Source organism: Hanamia caeni (assembly GCF_003721595.1).
GTDB classification, from domain to species: Bacteria; Bacteroidota; Bacteroidia; order Chitinophagales; family Chitinophagaceae; genus Ginsengibacter; species Ginsengibacter caeni.
In genome coordinates this window covers 405,177-430,786 of sequence record NZ_RJJR01000001.1, presented here as the reverse complement: position 1 = coordinate 430,786, position 25,610 = coordinate 405,177, and the positions used below count along the sequence as shown (strand labels likewise).

The window sequence follows — 25,610 nt, the reverse complement described above, 5'->3', positions numbered from 1 at the left end:
TTGCTCCGAATTGCGATAATCGCTCATAAAATATTCGAAAGTAGTAAATATGCATCATCTTCAGAAAATTGTAGATGTATGTAAGCGCGTTAAAACAGGAGACTCTATTCAACATATTTGAATAATAAGTGGTTAAAAAAATGTGCTGTCAAAATAGCTCTATGATTTAGGGAATCACATTATCGCTTCTTACATATTTCCTAATCATTGTCAGGAGGTCATGTATCTTAAAAGGCTTTATCATCTGCACCCCGCGTCTTTGGCAAAATCGCAAATAGTAGGATTAGCTAAAAGCATTATAACACGAATATGTTTGGTGCGTTCCTGCGACTTAAGAAACAGGCAAATGTGAGGGCCGTCAAACCTGCAAACTGTTTATATTATCATTTGAGCTTTCCGCTCTTCTGCCTGTGTTTTTTATCGCTAATTTTGACAAATCAAATTCATTAAAAAAGGAACTCAAAAATGTATAGCTCTCTTAAAATTTCCTTGTTACTAATTATCCTTTCCGCTGTCATTTCATGTAAAGAAAGGCAAGCAATTGCGAAGCCCGATTTTGTAATCGGAAATGGGCAAGTGCCGGATATCGCTAAAGATAAGAGCGGAACAATTCACGTGGCTTATGGTATTGGCGATTCTATTATGTATACGGCTTCTTCAGATAATGGGCAGTCCTTTTCTTTGCCATCGGTGGTTGCGGTATTACCGGATTTATTTTCTTTCGCCATGCGCGGACCGCAAATAGCTGTCAATAATTCGGGTATTATTATTACGGCCTGCACTTCCAACGGAAATATTTTTTCTTATTACAAAGACAAACAATACTGGAGGCAGGGAGCGCGGGTAAATGATGTAGATACCATTGCGAAGGAAGGATTAATGGCTTTGGGAGCAGACGGAGAAAATGCATTTGCAGTATGGCTTGATTTAAGGGGAAACAGCAGAAATAAAATTTATGGCGCTGAATCCAACGATGGTGGCAAAAGCTGGTCTAAAAATATTATGGTTTATACGTCACCCGATACCGGCGTTTGTCCGTGTTGCAAACCTTCGGTGGTTGTGAAAGGAAAAACCGTATATGTAATGTTTCGCAACTGGCTGCAAGGCAATAGAGACCTGTATTTGATAGAATCAGACAATAATGGTAATTCATTTTCTGCCGCTCAAAAGCTGGGGACAGGTAGCTGGAAATTAAATGCATGCCCTATGGATGGAGGCGGCTTTGCAATTACTAAAAACGGAAAAGTTCAAACTGTCTGGAAGCGCGAAGGGAATATTTTCACCGCCATACCTGGTGTTCCTGAAGTTAAGATAGGCGAAGGTAGAAATTGTACCATATCGGCAGTCAATAATATAAATATGTATGCCTGGACAGATGACGAAAAAGTGATTTGCATGAAAGCAGTCGGAAAAAAGAAAGTAATTGGAAATGGAAGTCTTCCTGTTTTAAAAGCGCTGGACGATGAACATGCCATTTGTATATGGGAAAAAGACAAGCAACTTCATGCCTCTGTAGTCGCTTTGTAATCGGGAATTTTGAAAATCATTTCAAAAATTGTGTAAACGGACTTTCATTTTTAAAACAAACCGTTACCATAATTTCGACGCATGAAATCTTTGATACTGTTTATCTTTCTATACCTCTGCTATACAACAAAGGCATCTGCACAACAGTATGAAAATTTTGTTTTTAACCCCCGGAAATACATTTGCCACAAAGCAACAGGTACAATAACCATCGATGGCTTGATGAATGAACCCGATTGGCAACAACAGGAATGGACAGAAGATTTCGTAGATATCGAAGGCCACACCCGGCCACAGCCCTTGCAGGATACGAGGGTGAAAATGCTTTGGGATAAAAATTATTTGTACGTGTTTGCCCGCCTGGAGGAAAAGGATATTTGGGCTACGCTCACTCAGCGCGACACCATCATTTTCCAGGAAAATGATTTTGAAGTTTTTATGGATCCCGATGGCGATACACATCTTTATTATGAATTTGAAATAAATGCGCGGAATACCGGGTGGGATCTCCTTCTCACAAAGCCTTACCGCGATGGCGGTCTTCCTATAAGCGGCTGGAATATAGCGGGATTGCAATCAGCAACACATATCGAAGGAACGTTAAACAATCCTTCCGATACGGATCAATATTGGGATGTGGAATTGGCTTTTCCATTGCAAAGTCTTGCTGAAGCGGTACCACGTAGAAGAAAGCCAGCAGATGGTGATCAGTGGCGAATCAATTTCAGTCGGGTTAACTGGCAGACAGAAAAAAATGGACAAGGCTATCAGAAAAAAATAAACCCCGAAACAGGAAAAGCCTATCCTGAATACAACTGGGTATGGTCAGAGCAGGGAAAAATAAATATGCATCAGCCTGAAACCTGGGGCTATCTGCAGTTTACTAACGAGCCCGCCGGAACGAAAGTTGCTTTCAATTATAAAGAAGAAGAAGCCATAAAGTGGAAGCTGCGCCAATTGTATTACGATCAGAAGAAGTTCTTTTCCCGCAACCGCCGTTATAACCGGAAATTACATCAAAAGAATTGTAAGATCAGCGTAAATCCCTTGGGCTTCCTGATACGCTATGATAGCGATTACGGCACATGGAATATAAAAGAAGATGGAAAAATCTGGAAATCGAAATGAGGTGTCCGGCGCTGGAATCAAATTTTTAATTATTTATCCGTTTACTCCTCTATAGTGGCGATTTTTTCATTTGAAATCGTGAAAGTATTACGTAATTTATGAACAAAAAGAAGCGTGATACGGGATGAATTCCAGCTCTTTATTCAGAGTTAGAAAGAAAAAAGCGAGGATTATTTAAATTTTATATCTTTAATTCTAATCTGTTTAAAAATGAGTTTTGCTACAAAACGCAAAGTTCCTGTTTTTTTATCGGGGGGTGGTGAGATGGGGGAACGAATCCGTGATTTCGATTGGGAAAGCACGCCTCTTGGCAATCCAAAAAGCTGGGATCAAAGCCTGAAAACCTGCGTCCGCATCATGCTTTCTTCGCGTCAACCTATCTGGATCGGCTGGGGGAAAGACCTTATTAAATTATACAACGACCCCTACAAATCTATTGTTGGTGGAAAACATCCCGAAGCCTTAGGGCAACCGGCTTCGGTAGTATGGAAAGACATCTGGCATGACATCCATCCGCTATTGAAAAAAGTAATGGAAGAGGATGAGGGAACTTATTCAGAATCACAGTTGCTGATAATGGACCGAAATGGTTATTCTGAAGAAACTTATTATACTTTTTCCTACACGCCAATACCAGGGGCCGATGGCGCTACTGCCGGTATGTTTTGTGCTAACACCGACGATACCTCACGGGTAATCAACGACAGAGCTTTGGAAACACTGGGCAAACTGGGAAAAATTTCTTTAAATGGAAAAAACCTCACAGATATTTATACAAAAACCGCCGAAATATTAGCAGAAAATAATAAGGATTTTCCATTTGCCTGCTTTTATAAAATAGAAGGTCATGAAGCAAAGATGGTAGCAACCGCAGGCAATGAAGCTCACTATAATTACCTGCCTCAAATTATCAATATAAAGGAACCTGATAATAATACGTGGAATATTTGCAAGGCTATCGTAAATAATGAGGTTGTTCTGTCTTTTAATAAAGGAAGAAGACCTAAACTTCCTATGGGCTTTTGGGATATAGTGCCGGAGCAAATATTGCATATTCCTTTTTGCCTTTCAAATGAGAATTATCCAAATGCTGTTCTTACCATCGGGTTAAATCCTTACCGGCAATTTGATTCCGTTTACCAGTCTTTTATTGAATTGGCCACGGATCAGATCCTGCTTGAAATGAACAATATGCATTCAGTAGAAGAAGAACGGAAGCGGGTTGAAGTGCTTGCAGAAACCCGTAAAAAAATAGAAGAAAGTGAGAAGAAATACCGGGAACTGGTTACTTCACTTCCAGTGGCTGTGTATACCTGTAATGCCGCAGGAAGAATTTTATTTTATAATGAAGTGGCCAGGAAACTTTGGGGTTATACTCCGGATCTGGAAGATAAATCTTTGCAATTTTGCGCCTGCTATAAACTATGGGATATTGACGGCACATTTATTCCTCCGAATCGCACGCCTATGGCAATCGCTTTAAAAAACGGGCAGGCATTTCGCAACGTAGAAGCTTTGGTGCAAAGGCCTGATGGAGAAAAATTCTACGCAGCCGTAAATATTGATCCTTTATTTGATGAAGAAGGAAAGATAAAAGGAGCGATCAATATTTTCCAGGATATCTCGAATATTAAGCAGGCGGAAATAGCCTTGCGTGAAAGCGAAGAGCGACTCAGTGATGAATTGGAAGGCACTAAAAAATTACAGGGACTGAGTACATTGTTGATCCAGGAAGAAAACGTTACCGATCTGTATGGGCAGGTTGTTAATGCCGCAGTTGAACTGATGCGGTCGGATATGGGAAGTATACAGATGTATCACCCGGAAAAAAACCAACTGCAATTGCTGGCATATAAAGGATTTCATCCCGATGCGGCCGCATTCTGGGAATGGGTAAATACCGACTCAAAAAGCAGTTGCGGAATGGCATTAATGAATCACCAGCGGATCATCATTCCGGATATCAACGAGGACGAGGTAATGGCCGGAACGGAAGATCTGCACTTCTCCCTTTTGTCGGGGATGAGGGCTGTTCAGTCCACACCCCCTGATTTCACGGGCCGGAAATGTTGTTGGAATGATCTCTACCCATTGGTCCAAACCACATCAACCCTCAGAAAGAGAGCTGCAGTTGTTTGATGTTTTGGCACGCCAGGCTGCTGACCTCATAGAGCGAAAAAAATCGCAGGAAAAATTAGAAGAAAGTGAAAGGCGTTTTCGCTCATTAGCGGAAAGCCTCCCTCAATTGGTTTGGATGACTGATGGTAATGGTAAGCATGAATTCGTGTCAAAAAGGTGGACAGAATACTGCGGTATTCATTGCGATACAATGGAAAAATGGCAATCTGTCGTTCATCCGGAAGATTATGAAAATATCGTTGGATTATGGAAAAAAAGCATTGCCCTCGGCGATGTGTACGAAGGGGAAGTCCGGATTAAAAGTAAGACCGGCGAATACAGATGGCATACGGTAGTAGGAGAGCCGATTTATGATAGTAACCATAAAATTATTAAATGGGTAGGCTCTTTTACCGATATTGATTTTATAATAAAAGAACGGCAGCGAAAAGATGCATTCCTTTCAATGGCGAGTCATGAACTTAAAACACCGGTAACTACCATTAAGGCCTATAATGATATAGCCTTAATGATGCTCCAGGAAAAGGGTGATGAAACGATTACTGAAATCCAGAAGAAATTAGGAAGGCAGGTAAATAAACTTACCACACTTATATCAGATCTTCTTGACAACATCAGGGTTGAAAAAGGTAAATTATTATATACAGAGGCTTCTTATGACTTTATCGCCCTGGTGAAAGAAACAGTTGACGACATGCAGAAAATAAATCCCGGCCGTCGTATTATCTATCATGCCGGGAAGGAACAGGCTATTTTTTATGGCGATACGGATAAAATTGCGCAGGTTGTGAATAATCTTATTACCAATGCGATAAAATATTCCACGGGCAACGAAGTAATTGTTACTCACGAGATACAGAAAGATGGCGTTCAATTATCTGTAAAGGATTTTGGAATTGGTATTCCATTGGAAGATAAAAGCCACATTTTTGAGCAGTTTTATCGTGTCAACAGCAATAACCAGTCAACGTACCCCGGTATGGGAATTGGGCTCTATATCTGTGAGGAAATTATTAAAAGGCACCACGGAAAGATATGGTTTGAAAGCAGTGTAGGCAAAGGTTCTACTTTTTATATCTGGCTTCCGTTTGATTATCGCAAGGTCACTGAAACAGCCGGATAGTAAAAAGAAAACAAATCTAACCCGACTCTTATGCTCCAGGTTAGTTCACGGATCTCCAGTCCTTATTTTTTCTGCCTTGAATATAAATCTGTATTATTTGTTCATTTACTATTCCCCAACGACTGTTGAAATGTGTTTCATATTACCCTGCCGGTATTTGCGGTACAGCCTTTGAATGTCTTCTGAACTGTCGGCAATAAATGGCCCGTGAGAAACAATGTTATCGCCGGTAGGTTTTGCGGCATAAAGAATGAAACGGGTTCCTTCTTCACCCACACTTACTTGCAGGTCGCTTAGCGCAGCTTCATCAGACAAATCGAGCCATCCTGCCTGGCTGGTATTTAATAGTTTCTTATCCTCGCCAACTTTTACGTCACCACTAAGTATATAGAGGAAAGTATTATAGTTTGCGGGAATCTGCAGAACCGTGCCTGCGCCGGCTTCCATAGTAATATCAGCCAGAATAAGCGGCGTGTAATTTTGAATAGGCGAGATAAGACCTGCTAACGAACCACTGTACAATTTAATGAAGACACCGTTTTCAGATAACACAGGCGCATCTTCAAAAGATAAGTGCTGAAGCCGCGGGGCCGCAGCCCTGTCTTTCTTTGGAAGATTTAACCATAATTGCAACAGCCTCATTTTCGCCTTCTTTTCGATGGTTTCCGTATGAACGATTCCGCTGCCGGCAGTCATTATCTGAAAATCACCGCCTTTCATCTTATGCGGCTCATCGCCCATTTCACCTTCCAGCAAAAGAGAAACCGTTTCAAAACCAGCATGCGGATGCGGCCCGCCCACCGGCTCGTTGTCTTTTTTATCCAACATATCGTCCATCAGCAGAATAAAAGGGTCGCTGTCGGAAAAGCTACCGCTAATTACGGGCCGGGCGATGTGGCCGGGTCCTAAAAAGCCGGGCTGCCCTTGCGGCGTATGTATTTTTGATAGTTTCCTCCTGATTAACATGATGCTTTTTATTTTAAAAATTTATTGATTTACGGACCAGGTTGCCAACCTGAGATAGGTTCGCTTAGCTTAAGAGCGCGTCGTGCCTGCGGCTGGCAACCTTCATCCAATTTTGTTGACGATTAAGCAAGCTCCTCTACCTCTTGTTTTACCAATTGTATTTCACTGCTGATCCTTACTTCTTCACCTAGCACCACTCCGCCGGTTTCGAGCGCGCTATTAAAATTTACGCCCCAGTCAGAACGGTTAATTTTTCCGGTGACTACAAAGCCAGACCTTTCTCCACCCCAGGGATCCTTGCTGGTTCCATTAAATTCAACATTGAGTTTCACCGGTTTCGTTACACCTTTCAACGTTAATTCACCGTATAATGCAAAAATATCACTACCTGTTTTTTCAACTTTTGTTGATTTAAATTTCAATTCAGGATATTTTTCTACTTCAAAAAAATCGGAGTTGCGTAAATGCGCATCGCGTTGCTCATTATTAGTGGATATTGAATCCATTTCTGCAACCAGGCTAATTTTCGCGGTGCTAAAATCTTCTTCTTCAGTTTCTACTTCTGCCTGAAAGTTTTTCAAGGCGCCCGATACATTGCTAATCATCAGATGTTTAATCTTAAATTGCAATTCACTGTGCGTTGGATCGAGTAACCATTTTGTCTTTGCCATAATTTTTGTTTTATTGATTTAATTTAATAATGCAAAATTATGTACCTTCGCTCACAAAAAGTAAGCACTATACAAAAGGTTAGTAGTTACCTTTAGGTTAGTATAAATTAATTTCTATGGCTGTATCAAAAACAAAGATGGAACACCCTTCACCCTCAGAATGTAAAGCAACGTTGAATGCCATCGCCGATGCGCTGTATGTGATCGGAGGAAAATGGAAGCTGCGTATCATCGTCGCGTTAAGGGAGGGCAACAGAAGATTCAATGAACTTCACCGGGTAATAGACGGGATATCTGCAAAAGTACTTTCTGCAGAATTAAAAGACCTTGAGCTGAACGGCTTTGTAAGCCGGAATGTATTTACCGGAATGCCTGTGGTCGTTGAATACGAATTGTCTGAATATGCCGAAACATTAAACGGGGTATTGAAATCATTAAGTGAATGGGGAGCCATGCACCGGGAAAATGTAAAAAATAGTATCAAAAAGGAAGCGCTTGCAAATTAACAGCCCCCGGAATGCCGCCTGGCAGAGCGGAATTTGTATATAACAATTCGCATAGGAGCACCGTTTTGCGGGAAGTATTTTACTGGCTTTCTGCGTCGCCGGCTAAATCTAAATAAACATAAAAGCCATAAAAACAGAAAAGAATAGATTGATCTAAATCTCCAATACGACCCGGCTCAAAGCCACTGTCAAGGTTACTGCTTAATGTCTCCATTGATGCTTATATCATCGGTTGCGTATAACATAATGCCGGTTCCGGCTTTGGAAGGCTGCACTTTGCAGTAAAGCAACGCCTAATGTGCCTAAGGCTTTTGCCAGCTTTGCATCAGGGGGAAGAAGAGAAGAAAGGATTTTAGTCCGAATTTATTCACGAAAATAAAAATCCAGTGAATTTATCCGTTTACTGAGAAATCTTACATAGTCATTTTTTCTTCCCTGGCGATTATACTCGGGCCAGCCAGATAAGAAATCATAAGGACTTATTACAAAAGGAGTTAACGGAACTCAAAATGATCATGCAAAAATAAAAATGCATAAAACAAATCCATACGCTAAGCTATTCCCGCGTAAAGCCGGAAATAACAGCAATTATATTTTATGCTTTTAAAGAAGGGGGAAGATTAACGAATTCCAGGGTTCTCTACCCTTTCGGGTTTTTTGACTAAACTTGTACTATGAATACCGCTACACTTAAAAATCTGCAGGCGCCTCTGAAAGAGAAGTACCATCAGCAGCCGCAATCGGCTATTATAACCTTAAAGGCAGAGGGAAAAATTGGGGAAGATATATCGTGCAACGTTGAAACGGGCAGGGCAATGGTAAAAGCCGGGCTTCATCCTGCTACCGGGGGAACAGGATTGCTTGCGTGCTCGGGAGATATGCTTTTGCAGGCATTAGTGGCTTGTGCGGGTGTTACGCTGCAGGCTGTTACCACTTCCATTGGTGTTGAGATAAAAGGCGGCACGATTACAGCGGAAGGCGACCTTGATTTCAAAGGAACCCTGGGTGTTTCAAAAGAAGCGCCCGTAGGATTTAAAAATATTCGTCTACGCTTTGACCTCGATAGTAATGCATCCGAGGAACAAATTGTGAGTGTGAAAAAACTTACAGAAAGATATTGCGTGGTTTATCAAACACTTACCAAAGGGGTGGCAATAGAAACAGCTTATAAAACTTCAGCCTAAACGGCAACCTTCCACCAATTCCATTGATCAGAAAGGTTATCTTAAATTGTAATATTCGATAAGAACACCGGCCAGGGAGCAATTTTTTGGCACTCTTATAATTGAAAATTAATTAACGCTCCTGCGGAAAACCATCACCCAAATTTATTTACGCGGGAATTGTCATTTGATTCATGTTGGCGTGTACTTTCCAAAAATGGTGTTCTCTCGTTAAAATTAGTGACTTTTACAAATACAGGTTCCAAATTGCATGGGAATGGATAGCTTAATGAACATTATAAGAATACATAACAGCATCGAATGATTCTCCGGTTTACTGCATCTCCTGATTTTGACTTCATTACCCAGTTTGCCAGGCAAATTGAAATGCCAATACATAATAATTTGCTGAAAATACCTGAAAGTATGGGCGAAGGATTTGTACGTAAAATAACGTTTGCTGATGATTTCAGATTACTGATGCATAGTTATACGTTAAAAGAAGACCTGGTAATCAGGCGCGATCCTACTTTGGAAATGAACGATTTCCTCGGTATATTTTTTTATAATAATGAGCAGGACCTTGAGATGAAATATAACGAGGACGGACGCATTTCTTTTTCACGGAACAGCCAATCTGCGATCCAGGTCACTACGAATGATTTCAGTTCTACCATCCGGTTTCCTGCCAATACGCATACCCGGTATATGGTTATTGGCATTACCGCTTCCAGGCTTAAAACGCTTTTGTCTATGGCAGATGCAAATGCCACGATAACAACCATCACTACCGAAAAAGCCTCTTTTTTGTTTTTTGAAAGCATGAATGCAGAAATGAAATTGCTTCTGAAAAATATCGCCGGCACAATAATAAACGACGCCCTCAGTCATTTTTATATTCAGATAAAAACACTGGAACTTTTGTATCTGCTATTCAGGCAACTTTCAGGCAGGGAAAATATAAGCCATAAAAATATCAACAATGCCGATGCCGAAAAATTACTGATGATCCGTAGTGAACTTTTGAGCGATTTAAGCGCTCCTCCTGTATTGCACGAGCTGGCACAAATGGCTGCGATGAGTGAAACCAAATTAAAACAACTATTCAAACAAACTTTTGGTGATAGCATTTATAATTATTTTCAAAAGGCAAGAATGGAGGAAGCCGCGTTTTTACTAAGACAGGCAAAACACACCGTTTCCGAAACAGGCTACGAGCTTGGTTTTTCCAACCTGAGTCATTTCAGCCGTTTGTTTGAAAAACATTATGGAATAACCCCAAAAAAGTTTTCTTCAGCCGGATAAGACTATTTTAATGCCCTACAAGGTTATTTTTGACCTTACATTGCGATTCATCTTTGCAGTATCAAATTATTAAATATAGTAAAGATGAAAAAATTATTAACGCCTTTTATTAAAGGCCCACTCGATCTGAAAAATCATGTGGTTATGGCTCCGATGACACGTAGCCGTGCCATTGATAATCTTCCAAATTCTTTAATGGCTGAATATTATGGCCAGCGCACCGGCGCCGGATTGATTGTCACCGAAGGCACAGCTCCTGCTCCCGAGGCATTGGGTTACCCACGAATACCCGGAATCTTTAGCCAACAACAAGTGGAGGCGTGGAGGCAGGTAACGAAAAAAGTGCACGAAGGTGGCAGCAAATTCTTTTTGCAGTTGATGCATACAGGTCGGATAGGCCATATCGATAATCTGCCCAAAGGAACCACTTTGGCAGGCGCTTCAGATATAAAGGCAACCGGGCAGATTTTTACCGACACCAAAGGCTTGCAGGATTTTTCTGCACCGGTTGCCCTCTCGAAAGACGGCATCAATAAAGTAATCGGGGATTTCGTATTGGCGGCAGAAAACGCCATCAAGGCCGGTTTTGATGGGGTGGAAATCCATGGCGCCAACGGTTATTTGCTCGAACAATTCATGAATCCGAATGTAAACAACCGGACTGATGAATATGGGGGCAACATCGAAAACAGAAGCAGATTTACAATAGAAGTAGTCCGGGCAGTGGCTAATGCCATTGGAACTGAAAAAACAGGAATTCGATTTTCGCCTTATTCAAAATTGGGAGATCTGGTATTGTACGATGAACAGGAAACCCGGCTGACTTACGAATGGATTGCACAGAACCTGGATAACATCGGCATTGCATATATACATGTAGCTGTGAACGCGGCTATTCCGGAAAAAACATTTCATGGCATTCGCAATAATTTTTCAGGAACCATCATCTTAAGTAACGGCCTGACACCTGAAACAGGAGAAGCGGCCCTTCATGCCGGTTTCGCTGACCTGGTTGCATTTGGGCGCTCTTTTTTATCCAACCCGGATTTCGTAGAAAGAATAAAAAATAGTTCAGACCTGAATCCGGTGGACTTCGCCAATCTTTATACCACCGGTTCGAGGGGCTACACCGATTACCCGATAACAAATCTATTATCAAGACCAAAAATAAATCAAAATGAAATTTATTAATAAAGCAGCAGTCGTCACCGGTGCAGCTTAGATGTTAATTCACTAACACCAACGATGGAGTGAAATTTTACTTGTAGAATAGAAAGTTAATTTACAAACGTCGCGGGCTGTTTGGCCCGGGCATTGTTTGTTAAGTGCAAACAAGGAACCCTGGTCGCTGGCGCAGTAAATCCGATGCCGGGCATTGGTATTATTTTAACTCCGGAGAAATTAACGAATTTTAATTACGTTGGTTTATAAACGCAACAGGCGCGGGTTGCGACATTGTCCGGATAAGTGCGCCGGTTGCATCATCAACAGCATTGTAGTAAACAAACAAATAATACGATTTTTATTCCGGCATCTCATCTGATAAGTAAATAGTCATCTTCATTTTGTCTTTTAATTAATTAGCATTTCCCAATGAGAAGTTCATCATATTTCAAAGAGCACAAGCTGATCCTTTCATTATGGATTACATCACCAAAAAGACTCTTTTACTTCGGCATCGTTTGCCACCAATTCAAAACCTGCCGTGATAATCTTTGAGCAATATCCGGATATTTCTGTGCTACATTTTCAGACTCAGCGATGTCAGTTTTTAAATTATATAATTCGAGGTTTGATCCGTCATGATTCACCAATAATTTCCAATCTTCATCACGGATGGCGAGGCCGGGACTTCTGTATTGCGGCGTTGCGGGTTTCAGGTTGTACGGAGAAAGTCCATAGACAAACATTAAAGGCTTTTTTCTTTTTTGTGACCTGCCAAGTATCGCCTGGCTCATATCCTCGCCATCATAAGCAGAAGCAATTGGAGATACACTTGACATTTTACACAATGTGGGTAAGAGGTCAATGCCGTTTACAATAGTCGTAGAATCAACTTTTCCGGCAGGAACATGCCCAGGCCAGCGTACTAAGAAAGGTTCACGGATTCCTCCTTCATACAAACTCCATTTGCGGCCACGAAAAAAACCAACGCTTCCTGGCGGCGCATAATGTTCTTTATAATATCTCGGCCAGTCTGTTGGCCCGTTGTCACTCGAAAGAACAACAATTGTATTTTTAGACAATCCTGTCCGATCCAGCATCTTCAGCAAACGCCCGATTTGCTGATCCACTTCATAAAGCACCGCATAATACTGCTGAAGATATTTATTATTGGCAAAGCGCTTGAATTTGTCCATCGCTTCCGGCTTCGGATCAAAGGGATCGTGTACATCATTCAACCAAAGCTCCACATAGAATGGCTGGCTTGAATGCTGATGGATAAAAGCGATCGTTGTATCTACAAACATGGGCGTTTTTTGCCAGTCATGCGCCACCCAGGTTATATTTCCGTGCCCCAATTTGGAGCTTGCCGTATTTAGAAAATCAAATTCCTTTATGAGCACCCTGTTTCCCAATCCTTCAAAAGCAACCAGCGTTTTATCATATCCATACGTTTCGGGAAGGGGCACATCGTCAATGTCGCGGCCTCCGCCCAAATGCCATTTACCAATATGCGCGGTGGCATACCCGGCCTTTTTCATCGCTTTTGCAATCGTCGGCGCGGCTGAATCCAAACAATCAGCCTCATTGCGTTCCTTATTTTTGGAGCGGCTGTCTATATAATCAGTGATCTGATACCGCGCGGGATAATGGCCGGTGATAATCCCTGCCCTCGAAGGCGAGCACACGGGCGAAGCAACTGAAAAATTGGTAAACTTAATCCCTTCTTTTGCCAGCCTGTCAATGTTGGGCGTTTCGATATCATGATTTCCATAAGTGCTCAAATCCGCATAGCCCATGTCGTCAATATAAATGAAAAGAATGTTCGGTGCTTTTGCTTTCGTTTTTACCTGTGCATAACAGGTTCCATGTAATGACACGAGTATAAAAATGAAAAAAAGGAATCGCTTCTTTTTAAATATCAACATAATTAAAAAATGTTATTTGCGCATACATCCGCGAGAAGTTAAACATCTCCGCACATAGAGTATAGAGTATTGTAAAAATAGGAAGTGTTTTACAGAAACTATCTTTCCGGACAAATTTAAAAGCCGGTATCTGGGTTTTGCTGCTGCCATGACATCTGAAAATCAAACGCCTTTCGTGCCGATGATTGTTCAGTAAACGAACAAATGATGGGCTTTTACATTTTGAAGAAAAGTGATTGAGTTGTAAAACTTAGGAGAGAACGGAATTGCTTTAATGGTTTAATCGCTATCGGTCTTTATGCGCCATTGCTCTTCTTTATGTTTTAAAGCAAAAGACTTCAGTTTTTCTAAAAATTTGCCTTCTCCCTCCGGGGCCCGTGTCCATACCGAATACTTTTTACTCTCACCTTGAGGCCACCGGGCACGGAATAAACTAATTTTTTTTGCTGCCGGATGTAACACTTCGGCAGGTTCAACTGTTATATCATAAACAGGTTCAGTTTTATGGAAGCAGCCCAGTTCAAGGCGGAGGTTTTTTGTTGGAAGGACTTGTTATATCGGTTAGCGCTGCGGCTGTTAAATAACACATCCGAAGCTGAAGACGCGGTGCAGCACACCATGATGAATATGTGGCAGAAAAAAGATGAATTGAATAAAATAGAAAATGTAAAGTCCTTTGTGATAACAGCTTTGAAAAATGATTGCCTTAACAGGTTGAAGAAGGAAAAAACAATTGAACGGCATCATGGACAATTTGGTAAAATGCAGTCCTTTTCTCTTGAAGTCCCTAATGGGAATATGCTGGCAATTATAAAAAACGAAATAAATAAGCTGCCTGAAAAGCAAAGATTGATTATTCAGCTTTGCGATGTGGAAGGTTACGATACGAAAGAAATCGCAGGGATAATGGATATAGATGAAGGCGCTGTGAGGACGAACCTGAGCAGGGCGCGACAAAAAGTAAAAATGCAAATAATAAAACTCCGGGAGTATGAAGAGCGAAAATTATGATGAATTGATGGATAAGTTTTATGCCGGCAAAGCGAGTGCTGAAGACATCGGTATATTAAAAGGCAAAGGACTGCTCGACGACCAGGATCTCTTTTATGCTGAGGCGCTCCGCTTAGAAAGAGCACAAAAAATGGACTGGGACTTTGAAGATTTAATGAATGAAATAACTGCAACGAAAGTAGTGGCTCTTCCGCCCCGCAGTGTACGAATGAAAAGAATGATGGCAGCAGCGGCTGTAGTGGCAACAATTTTACTGGCTTGTATTTTTTGGCCTCAGCAGGATAACCGTAAGCAAATAGTACTTGTACCGGTAATTAGTAAAAAAGCTGATAGCGCTGTGGACCTGTCCCCGAAAGCGGCATTACCTGTTGATAAAGTAAAAGATTCAGCCTTGTTATCGGAAGATATAAAAACGCATCCGCGGTCAATTAAGAATTATTCGGTGAAAACCAGGAAGTATCGTCCCTCAAAAAGTAGTAAAGGTGCTGCAACAGACCAGGAGCAAACTGCAGCAAGGGACGATGATTTAATGGTGATGGTAAACGGAAAACGCATTATTGATAAAGCAGATGCCATTGCGATAACGAAGGAATCGCTAAGCATGGTTTCACGCGATTTCACCAATGTGGTAGATCAACTAAAACCAATCGGGCAGATAAAAATAAAATTATAGCTATACGGTAAAACCACTAGTAGAAAAAAGTAAGAATATTAACCGGATGAGTTGACGGTGCATTAAAAACATTAAAACAATTAAAAAAATTACAAATGAAAAAGATACTTATTATCGTCGCAGTTTTCTTTAGCAGCACAGCTTTCGCACAATCACAAATAAACGATGTACACAAAATTTTTGACAAATACCAGGATGTAGATGGCATTACTTCTGTTAAAGTAGGAAAGCCGATGTTTAGTTTGTTGAACAAACTCAACATAGAAGACGAGGATGTGCAAAAATTAAAACCGTTGTTGGGGAAAATTAACTCTATCGATATCCTGATATCCGGTGGAAGTAAATTTCTCGATAGTCTTGTAAATATTAAGCCGGGGCTTATCAAACAAGGGCCAAACCCGGTGGCATTGCAGAATGAAATCAATCTCGCTGTAAAGAAATTAAATTATGAAGAACTGGTAACGGTAAATTCAAGCGGAAGGAAAATAAAACTTATGACCGTAAATTCTTCCGGTAATATGCTGCACAACCTGCTGTTATCCATAACCGGCAGCGATCAGAATGTGCTAATGTTGTTGGATGGAGAAATACCAATGGACGAATTAAACAAATTCATTTCAGAAGAAAAATAATTTCATTACCCATTATACACGATTATGAACCATTTTATATTTCGCATGAAGTTCTTTTTTATTTTTTTACTGGCAGCAGCAAGTTTACCTTCCTGCCTGGTTTCCTCCCGGAGCAACGTGGATGTATTCAATAAAAGTGAATATACCAATTCGGTGTCGGTTAAGACAATTAAAGTGCCTTTGCTTATCAGTAAACCAATAATTAAAGGATATTTAAGAATCGAGGAAGATGTACCAAAAGAAGTTGTTGATTTGATAGGCGGCCTGAAGAAGATCAGGGTTACGCTGGCACAAACAGCCAATCCAAAACTAGTCAATGATTTCCGGATGGCAGCAAAACATTTTGCCGGTGAGGAATGGCTTTCCATGCATCATGGAGATCAGTGGATCTATTTGAAAGCAGATCAAAATGCCGAAAATGTGATTAAAAGAATATCGATTGCGATTTCCTCCCCGGAAGAACAACAATTGGTTTATATAGACATGAAATGCAAGCTCACGCCTGATCAGTTGAGCAAACTGATCAACGCTGCGATGGATTCAGATAAAGGGAAAAAGATGCTGAAAGACCCAACTGAGATCGGCTTGCGATAACCGGCAAATAAAGCAACCCAATAGAATCAGCGAAGAAGAATGGCTGAGTAACCTTCCTCATCAATTATAGTTTGATCTTTATCATGATTGCAGTTGTCCGGATTCTATTTCTTGTCAACCGTTTATAAAGCAGCTTATCTTACTAAAGCTGTCATAGGTTCCGGCAAAATGTTTAGCTGCAAAATTTCAATTCCTGTATGGTGCGATTAAAAGATATTTCCTGTGAAGCCCGCATAGTTGCCATTTACATTTCAATTCCTGATACAAAAAGTACATTGATTTCTTTGAATTTATTTCACCATTCCTTTTATTTCCTGCAATTTTAAAAGCGCTTCTATAGGGGTTAACCGGTTGATGTCTACGGCCTCAAGCGTATTCCGGATATCTGCAAATGCCTGCGAATGCGCGTCGAATATGCTCAATTGCAATTGTGGCGCAGATAGTTGTTTCAGATTTTCTTTTATATTTTTTTTAGTTTTTTGAATCATTTCTCCGGTCGAATTTTCTTCAGACGGCTCAACGTGCTTGGCTTCCATTTGTTTTAAAATGCCGTTTGCCCTTTCTATGAGAGAAGGCGGCATGCCGGCCATTTTTGCAACATGAATTCCAAAGCTATGAACACTTCCTCCGGCGACTAATTTCCTTAAAAAAATAATTTTGTTGCCTGCTTCTTTGTTAGTGATATGAAAATTCTTTACTCTTTCCAGTTTGTTTTCCAACTCATTCAATTCATGATAATGAGTGGCAAATAAGGTCTTGGGAGAATGAGGCGATTGGTGCAAATATTCAACAATGCTCCACGCAATCGAAATACCATCGTAGGTGGAAGTTCCGCGGCCAATTTCATCCAGCAGTATTAAACTTCTCTGGCTGATATTATTAATAATACTTGCCGTCTCATTCATCTCTACCATGAACGTGCTTTCACCGCTGCTCAAATTATCGCTCGCGCCTACCCTGGTAAAAATTTTATCTGTTTGTGGAATCCTCGCTTCCTCTGCCGGAACAAAGCTTCCCATGTGGGCCATTAAAGTTATCAGGGCAGCTTGCCTGAGAATGGCGCTCTTGCCGCTCATATTCGGCCCGGTAAGAATAATAATTTGTTGCGATTGCGGGTCTAAAAAAATATCATTTTCAATATAGCTTTCACCCTGTGGTAAATTTCTTTCTATCACCGGGTGGCGGCTACCTTTAAGCTCCAATTCAAGGCCGGTATGTATTTCAGGCTTTTTGTATTTAAAATGTAACGCGTTATTTGAAAAACAAATTATGCAATCGAGGATTGCAAAAATATGAGCATTCATTTGCATTGGTGCAATATAATCCTGCAATTCATTCAGCAATTGTTCAAAAATATTTAGCTCGAATTGTAAAATTTTATCTTCAGCACCCGTGATTTTTTCTTCATATTCTTTCAACTCGGGAGTAATGTATCTTTCAGCGTTGGTAAGGGTTTGCTTGCGCATCCAGTTTTCCGGCACTTTATCTTTATGCGTATTAGTTACCTCAAGATAATAACCGAATACATTATTGAAGCCAATCTTGAGGGAAGAAATTCCTGTACGCTCAATTTCTTTTTGCTGAAGGTTTAGCAGGTGCGCCTTACCGTTAGTAACAATACTTTTCAATTCATCAAGCTCATTGTTTACACCGCTTGCTATGATATTTCCTTTCGTTGCTGATACCGGCGGATTGTCAATAATTTCTTTAAATATTTTCTCAGCAATGTATTTACACGGATTTAGTGAATCTCCCAGTCTTTTCAAATATTCATTGGTAGATTTTTCACAATCGTTTTTTATTTGCGTTGCTAATTTTAATCCCTTTCCGATTTGCAAGACTTCGCGCGGATTTATTTTCTTTAAAGGAATTTTACTGACTAATCTTTCAATGTCGCCTGCTTGTTTTATGTTCTGTGCAATCTTTGTTTTTTCTTCCGGGCTTTTTATAAAATATTCGACGAGATTTTGTCTTTCCTGTATCTTGGCAATCTCCGTAAGCGGCAGCAACATCCAGCGTTTCAATAATCTTGCCCCCATTGGAGAAACCGTATTGTCCAACACTTTTAATAAAGAATTCGTATTGTCATTATTGCCTAATAATTCAAGATTGCGAATAGTGAAGCGGTCCATCCATAAATAATCGCCTTTGTCAATTCTTTGCAGCGACGTGATATGTTGAAGGTTGGGATGTTCCGTATCTTTCAAATAATGCAGAATCGCTCCCGCGGCAATGATGCCCGTTTTCATGTCCTCAACGCCAAACCCTTTCAGGCTCTGCGTTCCAAAATGTTTTAATAAAGTATCTTTTGCATATTGCTCGGTAAAAATCCATTCATCAAGCGAGTAGGTATAAAATTTGTTTCCAAAATAATTCTTAAAACTTTTTTGCTGGTTGCGTTGAAAAATTACTTCTGCAGGATTGAGGCTTTGCAATAATTTGTCAGCATATTCTTTATCACCTTCGGCAATAAAAAATTCTCCTGTTGAAATATCCAAAAAAGAAATTCCTGCTTTCTCTTCTATAAAATGAATCCCGCATAAAAAATTATTTTGATTATGCTCCAGCAATTTATCGTTAGTGGCAACGCCCGGCGTAATTAATTCTGTAACGCCACGCTTTACAATTCCCTTTGCCTGTTTGGGGTCTTCAAGCTGGTCGCAGATGGCGACACGATAACCGGCTTTCACCAACTTATGAAGATAAGTATCCAACGCATGATGAGGAAAGCCTGCAAGTTCTAATGCGGTTACAGAAGCGCTGTTTCTTTTGGTAAGCGTGATTCCTAAAATCCTTGAAGCGGTAATAGCATCTTGGCCAAATGTCTCATAAAAATCTCCCACACGAAAAAGCAAAATCGCATCCGGGTATTTTGCCTTGATAGCATTGTGCTGTTTCATTAAAGGAGTGTCGGAAGAAGCCATTTTTTCAATGTGCTAATTAGCTAATTTGCTAATGTGCCAATTTAATAATTTAATAATTTAATAATTTAATAATTTAATAATTTAATAATTCAATAATTAGCTAACCAGCACATTAGCTAATCAGCTAATTACCTAAATAAATTATTTTTGCAAATTAATATTCTTTTGATGAGAAAACTAAGAATGGAAGAATTGCATCGTAAATCAGTAAGTGAAGTGAAAGAATCTGATAAATACCCGGTGATTGCCGTGTTGGAAAATGTGCGAAGCGCTTACAATGCAGGAAGTGTTTTCAGAACTGCGGATGCTTTTTTGATTGAATCAATTTATATTACGGGTTACACAGCAACGCCTCCGCACAAGGAAATAACGAAAACAGCTTTAGGGGCGCAGAATTCAGTAGATTGGCAATATTTTAAAACAACCCGGGACGCAATTGAACAACTAAAAAAAGAAGGCTATAAAATATTTGCAGTGGAGCAGGTTTCAGGCAGTATTTTGCTTCAGCATATTAATGATTTAACCGGGGAGAAAGTGGCTTTTATTTTTGGCAACGAAGTAAAAGGTGTGGAAGAGGAAACTATTTCCTTGTGTGACGGATGCGTAGAAATTCCGCAATTTGGTATGAAACACTCTTTAAACATTTCGGTAGCGGCCGGAATTGTTTTGTGGGAAGCTGTGAAGAACATTCAGCTTTCGGAAAAAATATAATTTAAAAATGGAAAGCAATATAAAATCTTTAGAGTTGAAATCTGCTTTAAACGGGATAAAAAATTATTTCTCCCTCGTAAAATTTGCGCACACCATTTTTGCCATGCCCTTTGCATTGATAGGATTTTTTTATGGATTTAAAATGATTAATTATGACTTACAACGGCCATGGTTGCTGCTTTTCGCATTAGTTATTTTGTGTATGGTTTTTGCGCGCAGCTCGGCCATGGCTTTTAACCGGTGGCTGGATGCAGAGCATGATGCAAAAAATCCGAGAACGATGATTCGTGAAATTCCCGCAGGCATTATTCCTAAAAGAAATGCAATGATATTTGTAGCAATAAATTGTATAGCTTTTTTAATTACCACTTATTTTATAAATACAATGTGTTTTTTTTTAGCGCCGGTGGCGTTGTTTGTTATTCTTTTCTACAGCTATACAAAAAGGTTTACCGCGCTTTGCCATTTGGTGCTGGGCCTTGGTTTGAGCCTTGCTCCAATAGGCGCTTATATTGCTGTCACAGGCCAGTTTGACTTGGTGCCGGTGTTGTTTTCTTTTTCTGTTTTGTTTTGGGTGAGTGGTTTTGATATTATTTATGCTTTGCAGGATGAGGAGTTTGATAAAGAAAATAATTTGTATTCAATACCATCGTGGCTTGGCGCTTCAAATGCTTTGCATGCAAGTGAGCTGTTGCATTTACTTTCCGCGATATCGGTTATCGTGGCAGGAATGGTCGGCCATTTTTCATGGTTGTATTGGACTGGTGTTTTTGTTTTTGTTTTTTTTCTTTTTTACCAGCACACACTGGTAAAACCCAAAGATCTGTCAAAAGTTAATAAAGCATTTTTTAGCTCAAACGGAATAGCATCAGTAGTTTTCAGCGGATTCGTTTTGCTGGATATTTTTATTAATTTATAAATAGTGAACAAACAAATAAGGAGAATTTTTTTTTCTCAATCATCTATCTACATTCTTAAATCATCCAAACCTTAGTTTAGAATAGTTTAATTTACCTGTCTAAACCCCTAAACCATCTAACCTATCTAAACAATAAAAAAATGTCCCGCATTCTCTGCATAGATTATGGAAAAAAACGTACAGGCATTGCCGTTACAGATCCTTTGCAAATAATTGCTACGGGACTCACCACCGTGGATTCCCTGGAATTGATTTCTTTTCTTAAAAAATATTTTTTGCAGGAAGAAGTGGAATTAATCGTTATTGGCGACCCTAAAAATTTGGATGATTCCGACACGCATGCTACGCCGCTTGTAAAACAAATTATTAAAAGATTGGAAAAGGAATTTCCTAAAATTCCTATTAAAAAAGTGGATGAAAGATTTACTTCCAAAATGGCAAAGCGGGCTATGCTGGATATGGGCATGAAAAAAAAGGACAGGAGGAACAAACGAACTGTGGATGAAATAGCGGCTACGATTATGTTGCAGCAATATATGGAAGAAAAATCTTTTTAATAAACCAACGGTGTCATTTTTGTATGCCGAATCCGGGAAAATTCTTATTTGATTAGAGATAAATCTATAGGAAATTCGATAATTAAAAATTTCGAAGGCCCGGTAACTTCCGTCATTATCATTTTTAAATTTATCCGGCGGGTATCTTTCGGGTTGCAAAATTAAATTATCTATTTTTTTTAAAATCTCCTTTTCAAATTTTTCAGCGTTTAATGGAGAATCTTCTTCAATATATTTAATTGCTTCAGCAAATTGATTTACCGCTTTTTACTTCCATCGGATTGTTGTTTCCATCTTTTATTTCGAAAACCTTTTTTTGACTTCTTCATGTGTGAAGTAATTTCCGGCTTCAATTTGTGCATTGCCTTCTACTAATTCATCATTATATTCTTTTAATGATTGGCGTTGAGATCTGTTCACAAAAGTTTTTATCAATCCCAATATGCTTTGCTGTTCTTCGATGTTTAATTCACCAAAATATTGCAACATTTCTTCCTGGATAGTTGTTGTTGCCATCATTTTTTTTACAAATTTAGCTTTTATTTTACAGGCTGACTCCCATATTCAGCCACCTGGAAGTTTACTAAAATAACCATAAACCTGTAAATTTGCAGTTCATTTTTTAAACAATAATTTTAGTGTATGGTCCTTCCGATAGTTGCATACGGGAATCCGGTTTTGAGAAAAGTGGGGGTTGACATTACCTCCGGATACCCTGGCCTCAAAAAGCTGGTAGAAGATATGTGGGAAACATTATACAACAGCAAAGGCGTTGGCCTGGCCGCTCCGCAGATAGATAAAGATATCCGGCTGTTTATTGTAGATAGTGTGCAGGTAATAGAAAACCTGGATGTGGATGAAAAAGATTTATACCCTGGTGATGAGGGCTACAAGGGGGTTTTTATTAATGCAAGAATTGCTGAAACAGAAGGGGAAGAATGGCCTTATAACGAAGGTTGCCTGAGCATTCCCAAAATCAGGGAAGATATTTTTAGAAGGGAAAGAGTAACTATCCATTTCCTGGATGAAAATTTTGTTGAGCATACCAAAACTTTTATCGGGGTTACTGCCCGGATAATTTTGCATGAATACGATCACATAGAAGGTAAATTATTTATTGATTACCTTAAGCCGTTAAAGAAAAGTTTGCTCAAACGCAAGCTGAGCGATATTTCCAAAGGAAAAGTTTCAGTGGACTACAAGATGGCCTTTAATAAATAGCGCGCCATTTTATATTTTATTTAAAATTTACAGGCCGGTTTTAAGATTAGATTTACAGCATGAATCAAAAGTTTTTTTTGCTTTCACTACTGTTGCTAACATACGCTTTTGTTTTTGGCCAAAGCAATCGCGACAGCACGGTAAAAATTGATGAGAATTATATCACGCTTTCTGAAATTGTCATTAATAAAAACCTGGATGTCGCTTCATTTATCCGGCGGATAAAAACCGACACTACTTTTTACAAAGCTTTCAGAAACCTGAGAGTAACAGGTTACACTGCCAACAATGATATCAGGATGCTGAATAAAAACGATAAAACAGAAGCCTCTTTAAACAGTATAACCCGCCAGGATCGATTGGGGAACTGCAGAATTATGAGGGTATTAGAACGAAAAGTAACGGGGGATTTTTTTGACAGGAATGGGAATTACAATTACTACACCGCACAAATGTATGCGGGACTATTTTTCACCAAAGACACGATTTGCGGCGAAAACAATATTGTAAAAGGGTATGAATTTTCCACGGCTGGCTTATCTGGTATCGATAAGCATAAAGAGCAGCTAAAGATGTTGTTTTTTAATCCGGGCAAAAAAATAAAAGGCCTTCCGTTCATCAGCAACAAAACAGCAATATTTTCTCCGGAAATGGCTGATAATTACGATATGGAAATTGATTACAAAGATTACAATGGCACGCCCTGTTATGTTTTTTCAGTACAGGTAAAGAAGGACAAGAAAAGCAATGTGGTTATTGACAGAATGGTCACGTGGTTTAATTCAAAAACTTTTGACATTGTTGCCAGGAATTATTCATTAAAATATGATGCGGGCGTTTATGATTTTGACGTAAAGATGAAAGTGCAAATGAAGAAAGTAGGGAATTTGCTGGTGCCCGAATTATTGGCTTATAATGGGAATTGGAAGGTCATGTTTAATAAGAGAGAACGGGGGGTATTTACAGCCACGCTTTCTGATTTTGTAGAATAGAAAATTCATTAATAATATTTGCTTTTTCTAATATCTTTCTTATATGGATAAATACTTAGTAAAATCAGATGGTTTCCATTAAAAGAAAAAAACAATACATTTTTTCGGTCTAATTTATAAATAAAAATTTTGTGTTGGGAAGTGGGACGCGCAATTGATGGCATTTCTGCGAGCTTTTCAATCTTCGCATAAATTATAGAGGCAAATTTTTCAGAAGATTGAACAGACCAATTTTCTTTCAGGAATAAAACAATAGTTTTAAAATCTTTTTCTGCTTCTGCAGACCAGATTATTTTGAAAGCCATTGTTCCACTTTTTTCTTCATTTGGTCATGTGTGATATATCTCCCGTTTTTATAATCATCAAAAGCTTGCCTGATCTTAACTTGTAAATCATCCGGTAAATTTTTAATTTGAATTTCCTGTATTGATTTATTGGGGTATAAAAGTTCATATATTTCCTCTATCAAATTCTCATCCGTTGTCAATTTTAACTTGTGAAGTATATCTTCTTTCTTATCTTTTATATTCATGTTTTAATGCTTTTGCTAATAAAATTAATCAAAGTTGCCTGTTTTAATTTCTTGACGCACTATAATTTCTCCATTTTTCAATCACTGAATTCATGTCTTCCGGCAAAGGGCTCTCAAAATTCATTTGTTCTTTTGTAGTGGGGTGAACAAAACCTAATTGTTGCGCATGCAAAGCATGGCGCGGACAAAGGGCAAAACAATTATCGACAAATTGTTTGTATTTGGTAAAAACAGTTCCCTTCACAATTTTATCGCCTCCATACGTATCGTCATTAAAAAGCGGGTGGCCGGTGTATTGCATGTGTACCCGTATCTGGTGCGTGCGGCCGGTTTCCAGCCTGCATTCCACAAGAGTAACATAATTAAATCGTTCTAAAACTTTGTAATGAGTGATGGCTTCTTTGCCATGCTCGCCTTCAGGATAGGCAGTAAATAATTTCCTGAATCTTTGATGCCTCCCCACATGAGCAATTATCGTTCCTTCATTTTCTTCAAAATCCCCCCAAACCAGCGCCACGTATCTTCTGTGAACCGTATGATCAAAAAATTGTTTCGCAAGATTTGTCATGGCTTTGGCTGTTTTCGCCATCACTAAAAGACCTGATGTATTTTTGTCTATCCGGTGAACAAGCCCGAATCTCGCCAGGTCATTTTCATTAATTTGAGGATTTTGTTTTTTTAAATAAAAAGCAACTGCGTTCACCAGGGTTCCCGAAGGATTGCCACTTCCAGGGTGAACCACCATGCCCGCGTCTTTATCAATTACCATCACATCATCGTCCTCATATACTATTTTCAAAGGAATATCTTCCGGAATAATTTCATTTGTGCCCGGTGAATAATCCTGGTAAATTATTATTTTATCCAGGGGCCGCACCTTATAATTTGATTTAACCGGGCGATCATTCAAAAGCACTCTCTCTGCTTCTATTGCCTGCTGAATTTTATTTCTGGTGGCCCCTTCAATTCTACCCATCAGAAATTTATCGATGCGCAACGGCTCCTGGCCTTTCGCACAAATAATAGTATCGCGTTCAAAAAGTTCGTCCTGCTCTTCTTCCTCTCCGGCTGCATCTTTCGGAATAAGATTATCCATATCTTCATTTACTTCGTCCATAATAATTCAATAATTAATTTAGCTTTTAGCTGTTAGCCTTTAGCCTTTGGGAAAGCATAATCCCAATCCAATAATTAATAATCAATAATTCAATAATCATTTCAGCT

Annotated in this window: 25 protein-coding genes and 1 pseudogene; 17 read left to right on the top strand and 9 right to left on the bottom strand. The window is 39.5% G+C overall.

What is annotated here, in order from left to right; translation table 11 throughout:
* Nucleotides 1-489 precede the first annotated feature (489 nt).
* The 4 genes from EFY79_RS02010 to EFY79_RS01995 all read left to right on the top strand — a co-directional run bounded on the left by EFY79_RS02010 (nt 490) and on the right by EFY79_RS01995 (nt 5,917).
* The gene (locus EFY79_RS02010) at nt 490-1,527 is read left to right on the top strand and encodes a sialidase family protein (RefSeq protein ID WP_148041828.1); all 1,038 of its coding nucleotides are present in this window, start codon (nt 490-492) and stop codon (nt 1,525-1,527) included.
* Nucleotides 1,528-1,608: 81 nt separating this feature from the next.
* Nucleotides 1,609-2,655: a carbohydrate-binding family 9-like protein gene (locus EFY79_RS02005; RefSeq protein WP_123118986.1), complete on the top strand. Its 1,047-nt coding sequence runs from the start codon at nt 1,609-1,611 to the stop codon at nt 2,653-2,655.
* 210 nt (nt 2,656-2,865) lie between these two features.
* Nucleotides 2,866-4,794 carry a PAS domain-containing protein gene (locus tag EFY79_RS02000; protein ID WP_123118985.1) on the top strand — a complete coding sequence of 643 codons (1,929 nt, stop codon included), beginning with the start codon at nt 2,866-2,868 and terminating at the stop codon, nt 4,792-4,794.
* A complete protein-coding gene (locus EFY79_RS01995; protein ID WP_123118984.1) occupies nt 4,733-5,917 on the top strand; it encodes a PAS domain-containing sensor histidine kinase in 1,185 nt (394 codons plus the stop codon). The genes EFY79_RS02000 and EFY79_RS01995 overlap by 62 nt, the downstream gene beginning before the upstream one ends.
* 108 nt (nt 5,918-6,025) lie before the next feature.
* Here the strand turns inward: EFY79_RS01995 and EFY79_RS01990 are convergent, their stop codons facing one another.
* Complete coding sequence (locus EFY79_RS01990; protein WP_123118983.1) at nt 6,026-6,883, bottom strand: pirin family protein; 858 nt, start codon at nt 6,881-6,883, stop codon at nt 6,026-6,028.
* Between the two features lie 122 nt (nt 6,884-7,005).
* Nucleotides 7,006-7,554, bottom strand: a complete 549-nt coding sequence (locus tag EFY79_RS01985) for a YceI family protein (protein ID WP_123118982.1) — start codon at nt 7,552-7,554, stop codon at nt 7,006-7,008.
* Nucleotides 7,555-7,670: 116 nt separating this feature from the next.
* On the opposite strand from EFY79_RS01985, the gene EFY79_RS01980 reads away from it, so the two are divergent.
* The 4 genes from EFY79_RS01980 to EFY79_RS01965 all read left to right on the top strand — a co-directional run bounded on the left by EFY79_RS01980 (nt 7,671) and on the right by EFY79_RS01965 (nt 11,719).
* The gene (locus EFY79_RS01980) at nt 7,671-8,060 is read left to right on the top strand and encodes a winged helix-turn-helix transcriptional regulator (RefSeq protein WP_199727411.1); all 390 of its coding nucleotides are present in this window, start codon (nt 7,671-7,673) and stop codon (nt 8,058-8,060) included.
* A gap of 674 nt (nt 8,061-8,734) precedes the next feature.
* Nucleotides 8,735-9,244: an OsmC family protein gene (locus EFY79_RS01975; RefSeq protein WP_123118981.1), complete on the top strand. Its 510-nt coding sequence runs from the start codon at nt 8,735-8,737 to the stop codon at nt 9,242-9,244.
* Nucleotides 9,245-9,544: 300 nt separating this feature from the next.
* Entirely contained in the window at nt 9,545-10,528 is a 984-nt protein-coding gene (locus EFY79_RS01970; protein WP_123118980.1) for a helix-turn-helix transcriptional regulator, read from the top strand.
* A gap of 84 nt (nt 10,529-10,612) precedes the next feature.
* The gene (locus EFY79_RS01965) at nt 10,613-11,719 is read left to right on the top strand and encodes an alkene reductase (protein WP_123118979.1); all 1,107 of its coding nucleotides are present in this window, start codon (nt 10,613-10,615) and stop codon (nt 11,717-11,719) included.
* A 476-nt stretch (nt 11,720-12,195) separates the two neighbouring features.
* Here EFY79_RS01965 and EFY79_RS01960 read toward each other — a convergent pair whose 3' ends face one another.
* The gene (locus EFY79_RS01960; RefSeq protein ID WP_123118978.1) at nt 12,196-13,620 is read right to left on the bottom strand and encodes a sulfatase-like hydrolase/transferase; all 1,425 of its coding nucleotides are present in this window, start codon (nt 13,618-13,620) and stop codon (nt 12,196-12,198) included.
* Nucleotides 13,621-14,124: 504 nt separating this feature from the next.
* Between EFY79_RS01960 and EFY79_RS01950 the strand changes: the two genes are divergently transcribed.
* The 4 genes from EFY79_RS01950 to EFY79_RS01935 all read left to right on the top strand — a co-directional run bounded on the left by EFY79_RS01950 (nt 14,125) and on the right by EFY79_RS01935 (nt 16,530).
* Nucleotides 14,125-14,631, top strand: a complete 507-nt coding sequence (locus EFY79_RS01950; protein ID WP_123118976.1) for an RNA polymerase sigma factor — start codon at nt 14,125-14,127, stop codon at nt 14,629-14,631.
* Nucleotides 14,612-15,304: a hypothetical protein gene (locus tag EFY79_RS01945; protein ID WP_123118975.1), complete on the top strand. Its 693-nt coding sequence runs from the start codon at nt 14,612-14,614 to the stop codon at nt 15,302-15,304. Before EFY79_RS01950 ends, EFY79_RS01945 begins: the two co-directional genes overlap by 20 nt.
* A 95-nt stretch (nt 15,305-15,399) precedes the next feature.
* Nucleotides 15,400-15,936 (top strand): DUF4252 domain-containing protein, encoded by a 537-nt coding sequence (locus tag EFY79_RS01940; protein ID WP_123118974.1) that lies wholly within the window; start codon nt 15,400-15,402, stop codon nt 15,934-15,936.
* Nucleotides 15,937-15,981: 45 nt separating this feature from the next.
* Nucleotides 15,982-16,530, top strand: coding sequence for a DUF4252 domain-containing protein (locus EFY79_RS01935; RefSeq protein ID WP_158605120.1), 549 nt, complete (start codon nt 15,982-15,984; stop codon nt 16,528-16,530).
* Nucleotides 16,531-16,820: 290 nt separating this feature from the next.
* On the opposite strand, the gene mutS is transcribed toward EFY79_RS01935, so the two are convergent.
* A complete protein-coding gene (gene mutS / locus EFY79_RS01930; RefSeq protein WP_123118972.1) occupies nt 16,821-19,454 on the bottom strand; it encodes a DNA mismatch repair protein MutS in 2,634 nt (877 codons plus the stop codon).
* Between the two features lie 168 nt (nt 19,455-19,622).
* On the opposite strand from mutS, the gene EFY79_RS01925 reads away from it, so the two are divergent.
* The 3 genes from EFY79_RS01925 (at nt 19,623) to ruvX (ending at nt 21,641) form a co-directional block, all read left to right on the top strand.
* Nucleotides 19,623-20,165, top strand: coding sequence for an RNA methyltransferase (locus EFY79_RS01925; RefSeq protein ID WP_123118971.1), 543 nt, complete (start codon nt 19,623-19,625; stop codon nt 20,163-20,165).
* A gap of 7 nt (nt 20,166-20,172) precedes the next feature.
* A complete protein-coding gene (locus EFY79_RS01920; protein WP_123118970.1) occupies nt 20,173-21,084 on the top strand; it encodes a UbiA-like polyprenyltransferase in 912 nt (303 codons plus the stop codon).
* A 140-nt stretch (nt 21,085-21,224) separates the two neighbouring features.
* On the top strand, nt 21,225-21,641 hold the full coding sequence (gene ruvX / locus EFY79_RS01915) for a Holliday junction resolvase RuvX (RefSeq protein WP_123118969.1): 417 nt from the start codon (nt 21,225-21,227) through the stop codon (nt 21,639-21,641).
* A 57-nt stretch (nt 21,642-21,698) separates the two neighbouring features.
* Here the strand turns inward: ruvX and EFY79_RS21980 are convergent.
* Together EFY79_RS21980 and EFY79_RS01905 are read right to left on the bottom strand one after the other, a co-directional pair.
* Nucleotides 21,699-21,896: pseudogene (locus tag EFY79_RS21980) on the bottom strand (type II toxin-antitoxin system RelE/ParE family toxin); the annotation flags it as partial.
* A 42-nt stretch (nt 21,897-21,938) separates the two neighbouring features.
* Nucleotides 21,939-22,160 (bottom strand): hypothetical protein, encoded by a 222-nt coding sequence (locus tag EFY79_RS01905; RefSeq protein WP_148041827.1) that lies wholly within the window; start codon nt 22,158-22,160, stop codon nt 21,939-21,941.
* Between the two features lie 123 nt (nt 22,161-22,283).
* Here EFY79_RS01905 and def point away from each other — a divergent pair, with 123 nt between their 5' ends.
* Nucleotides 22,284-22,862: a peptide deformylase gene (gene def / locus EFY79_RS01900; RefSeq protein ID WP_123118967.1), complete on the top strand. Its 579-nt coding sequence runs from the start codon at nt 22,284-22,286 to the stop codon at nt 22,860-22,862.
* 59 nt (nt 22,863-22,921) lie between these two features.
* Nucleotides 22,922-23,854: a hypothetical protein gene (locus EFY79_RS01895; protein WP_123118966.1), complete on the top strand. Its 933-nt coding sequence runs from the start codon at nt 22,922-22,924 to the stop codon at nt 23,852-23,854.
* An 8-nt stretch (nt 23,855-23,862) separates the two neighbouring features.
* Here the strand turns inward: EFY79_RS01895 and EFY79_RS01890 are convergent, their stop codons facing one another.
* Genes EFY79_RS01890 through EFY79_RS01880 form a run of 3 tightly spaced genes read right to left on the bottom strand, consistent with a single transcriptional unit; the run spans nt 23,863 to nt 25,503 of the window.
* Entirely contained in the window at nt 23,863-24,159 is a 297-nt protein-coding gene (locus EFY79_RS01890) for a type II toxin-antitoxin system RelE/ParE family toxin (protein WP_123118965.1), read from the bottom strand.
* Nucleotides 24,144-24,386 (bottom strand): hypothetical protein, encoded by a 243-nt coding sequence (locus EFY79_RS01885; RefSeq protein WP_123118964.1) that lies wholly within the window; start codon nt 24,384-24,386, stop codon nt 24,144-24,146. The genes EFY79_RS01890 and EFY79_RS01885 overlap by 16 nt, the downstream gene beginning before the upstream one ends.
* 43 nt (nt 24,387-24,429) lie before the next feature.
* Nucleotides 24,430-25,503, bottom strand: coding sequence for an RluA family pseudouridine synthase (locus EFY79_RS01880; RefSeq protein ID WP_233577902.1), 1,074 nt, complete (start codon nt 25,501-25,503; stop codon nt 24,430-24,432).
* Nucleotides 25,504-25,610 lie beyond the last annotated feature (107 nt).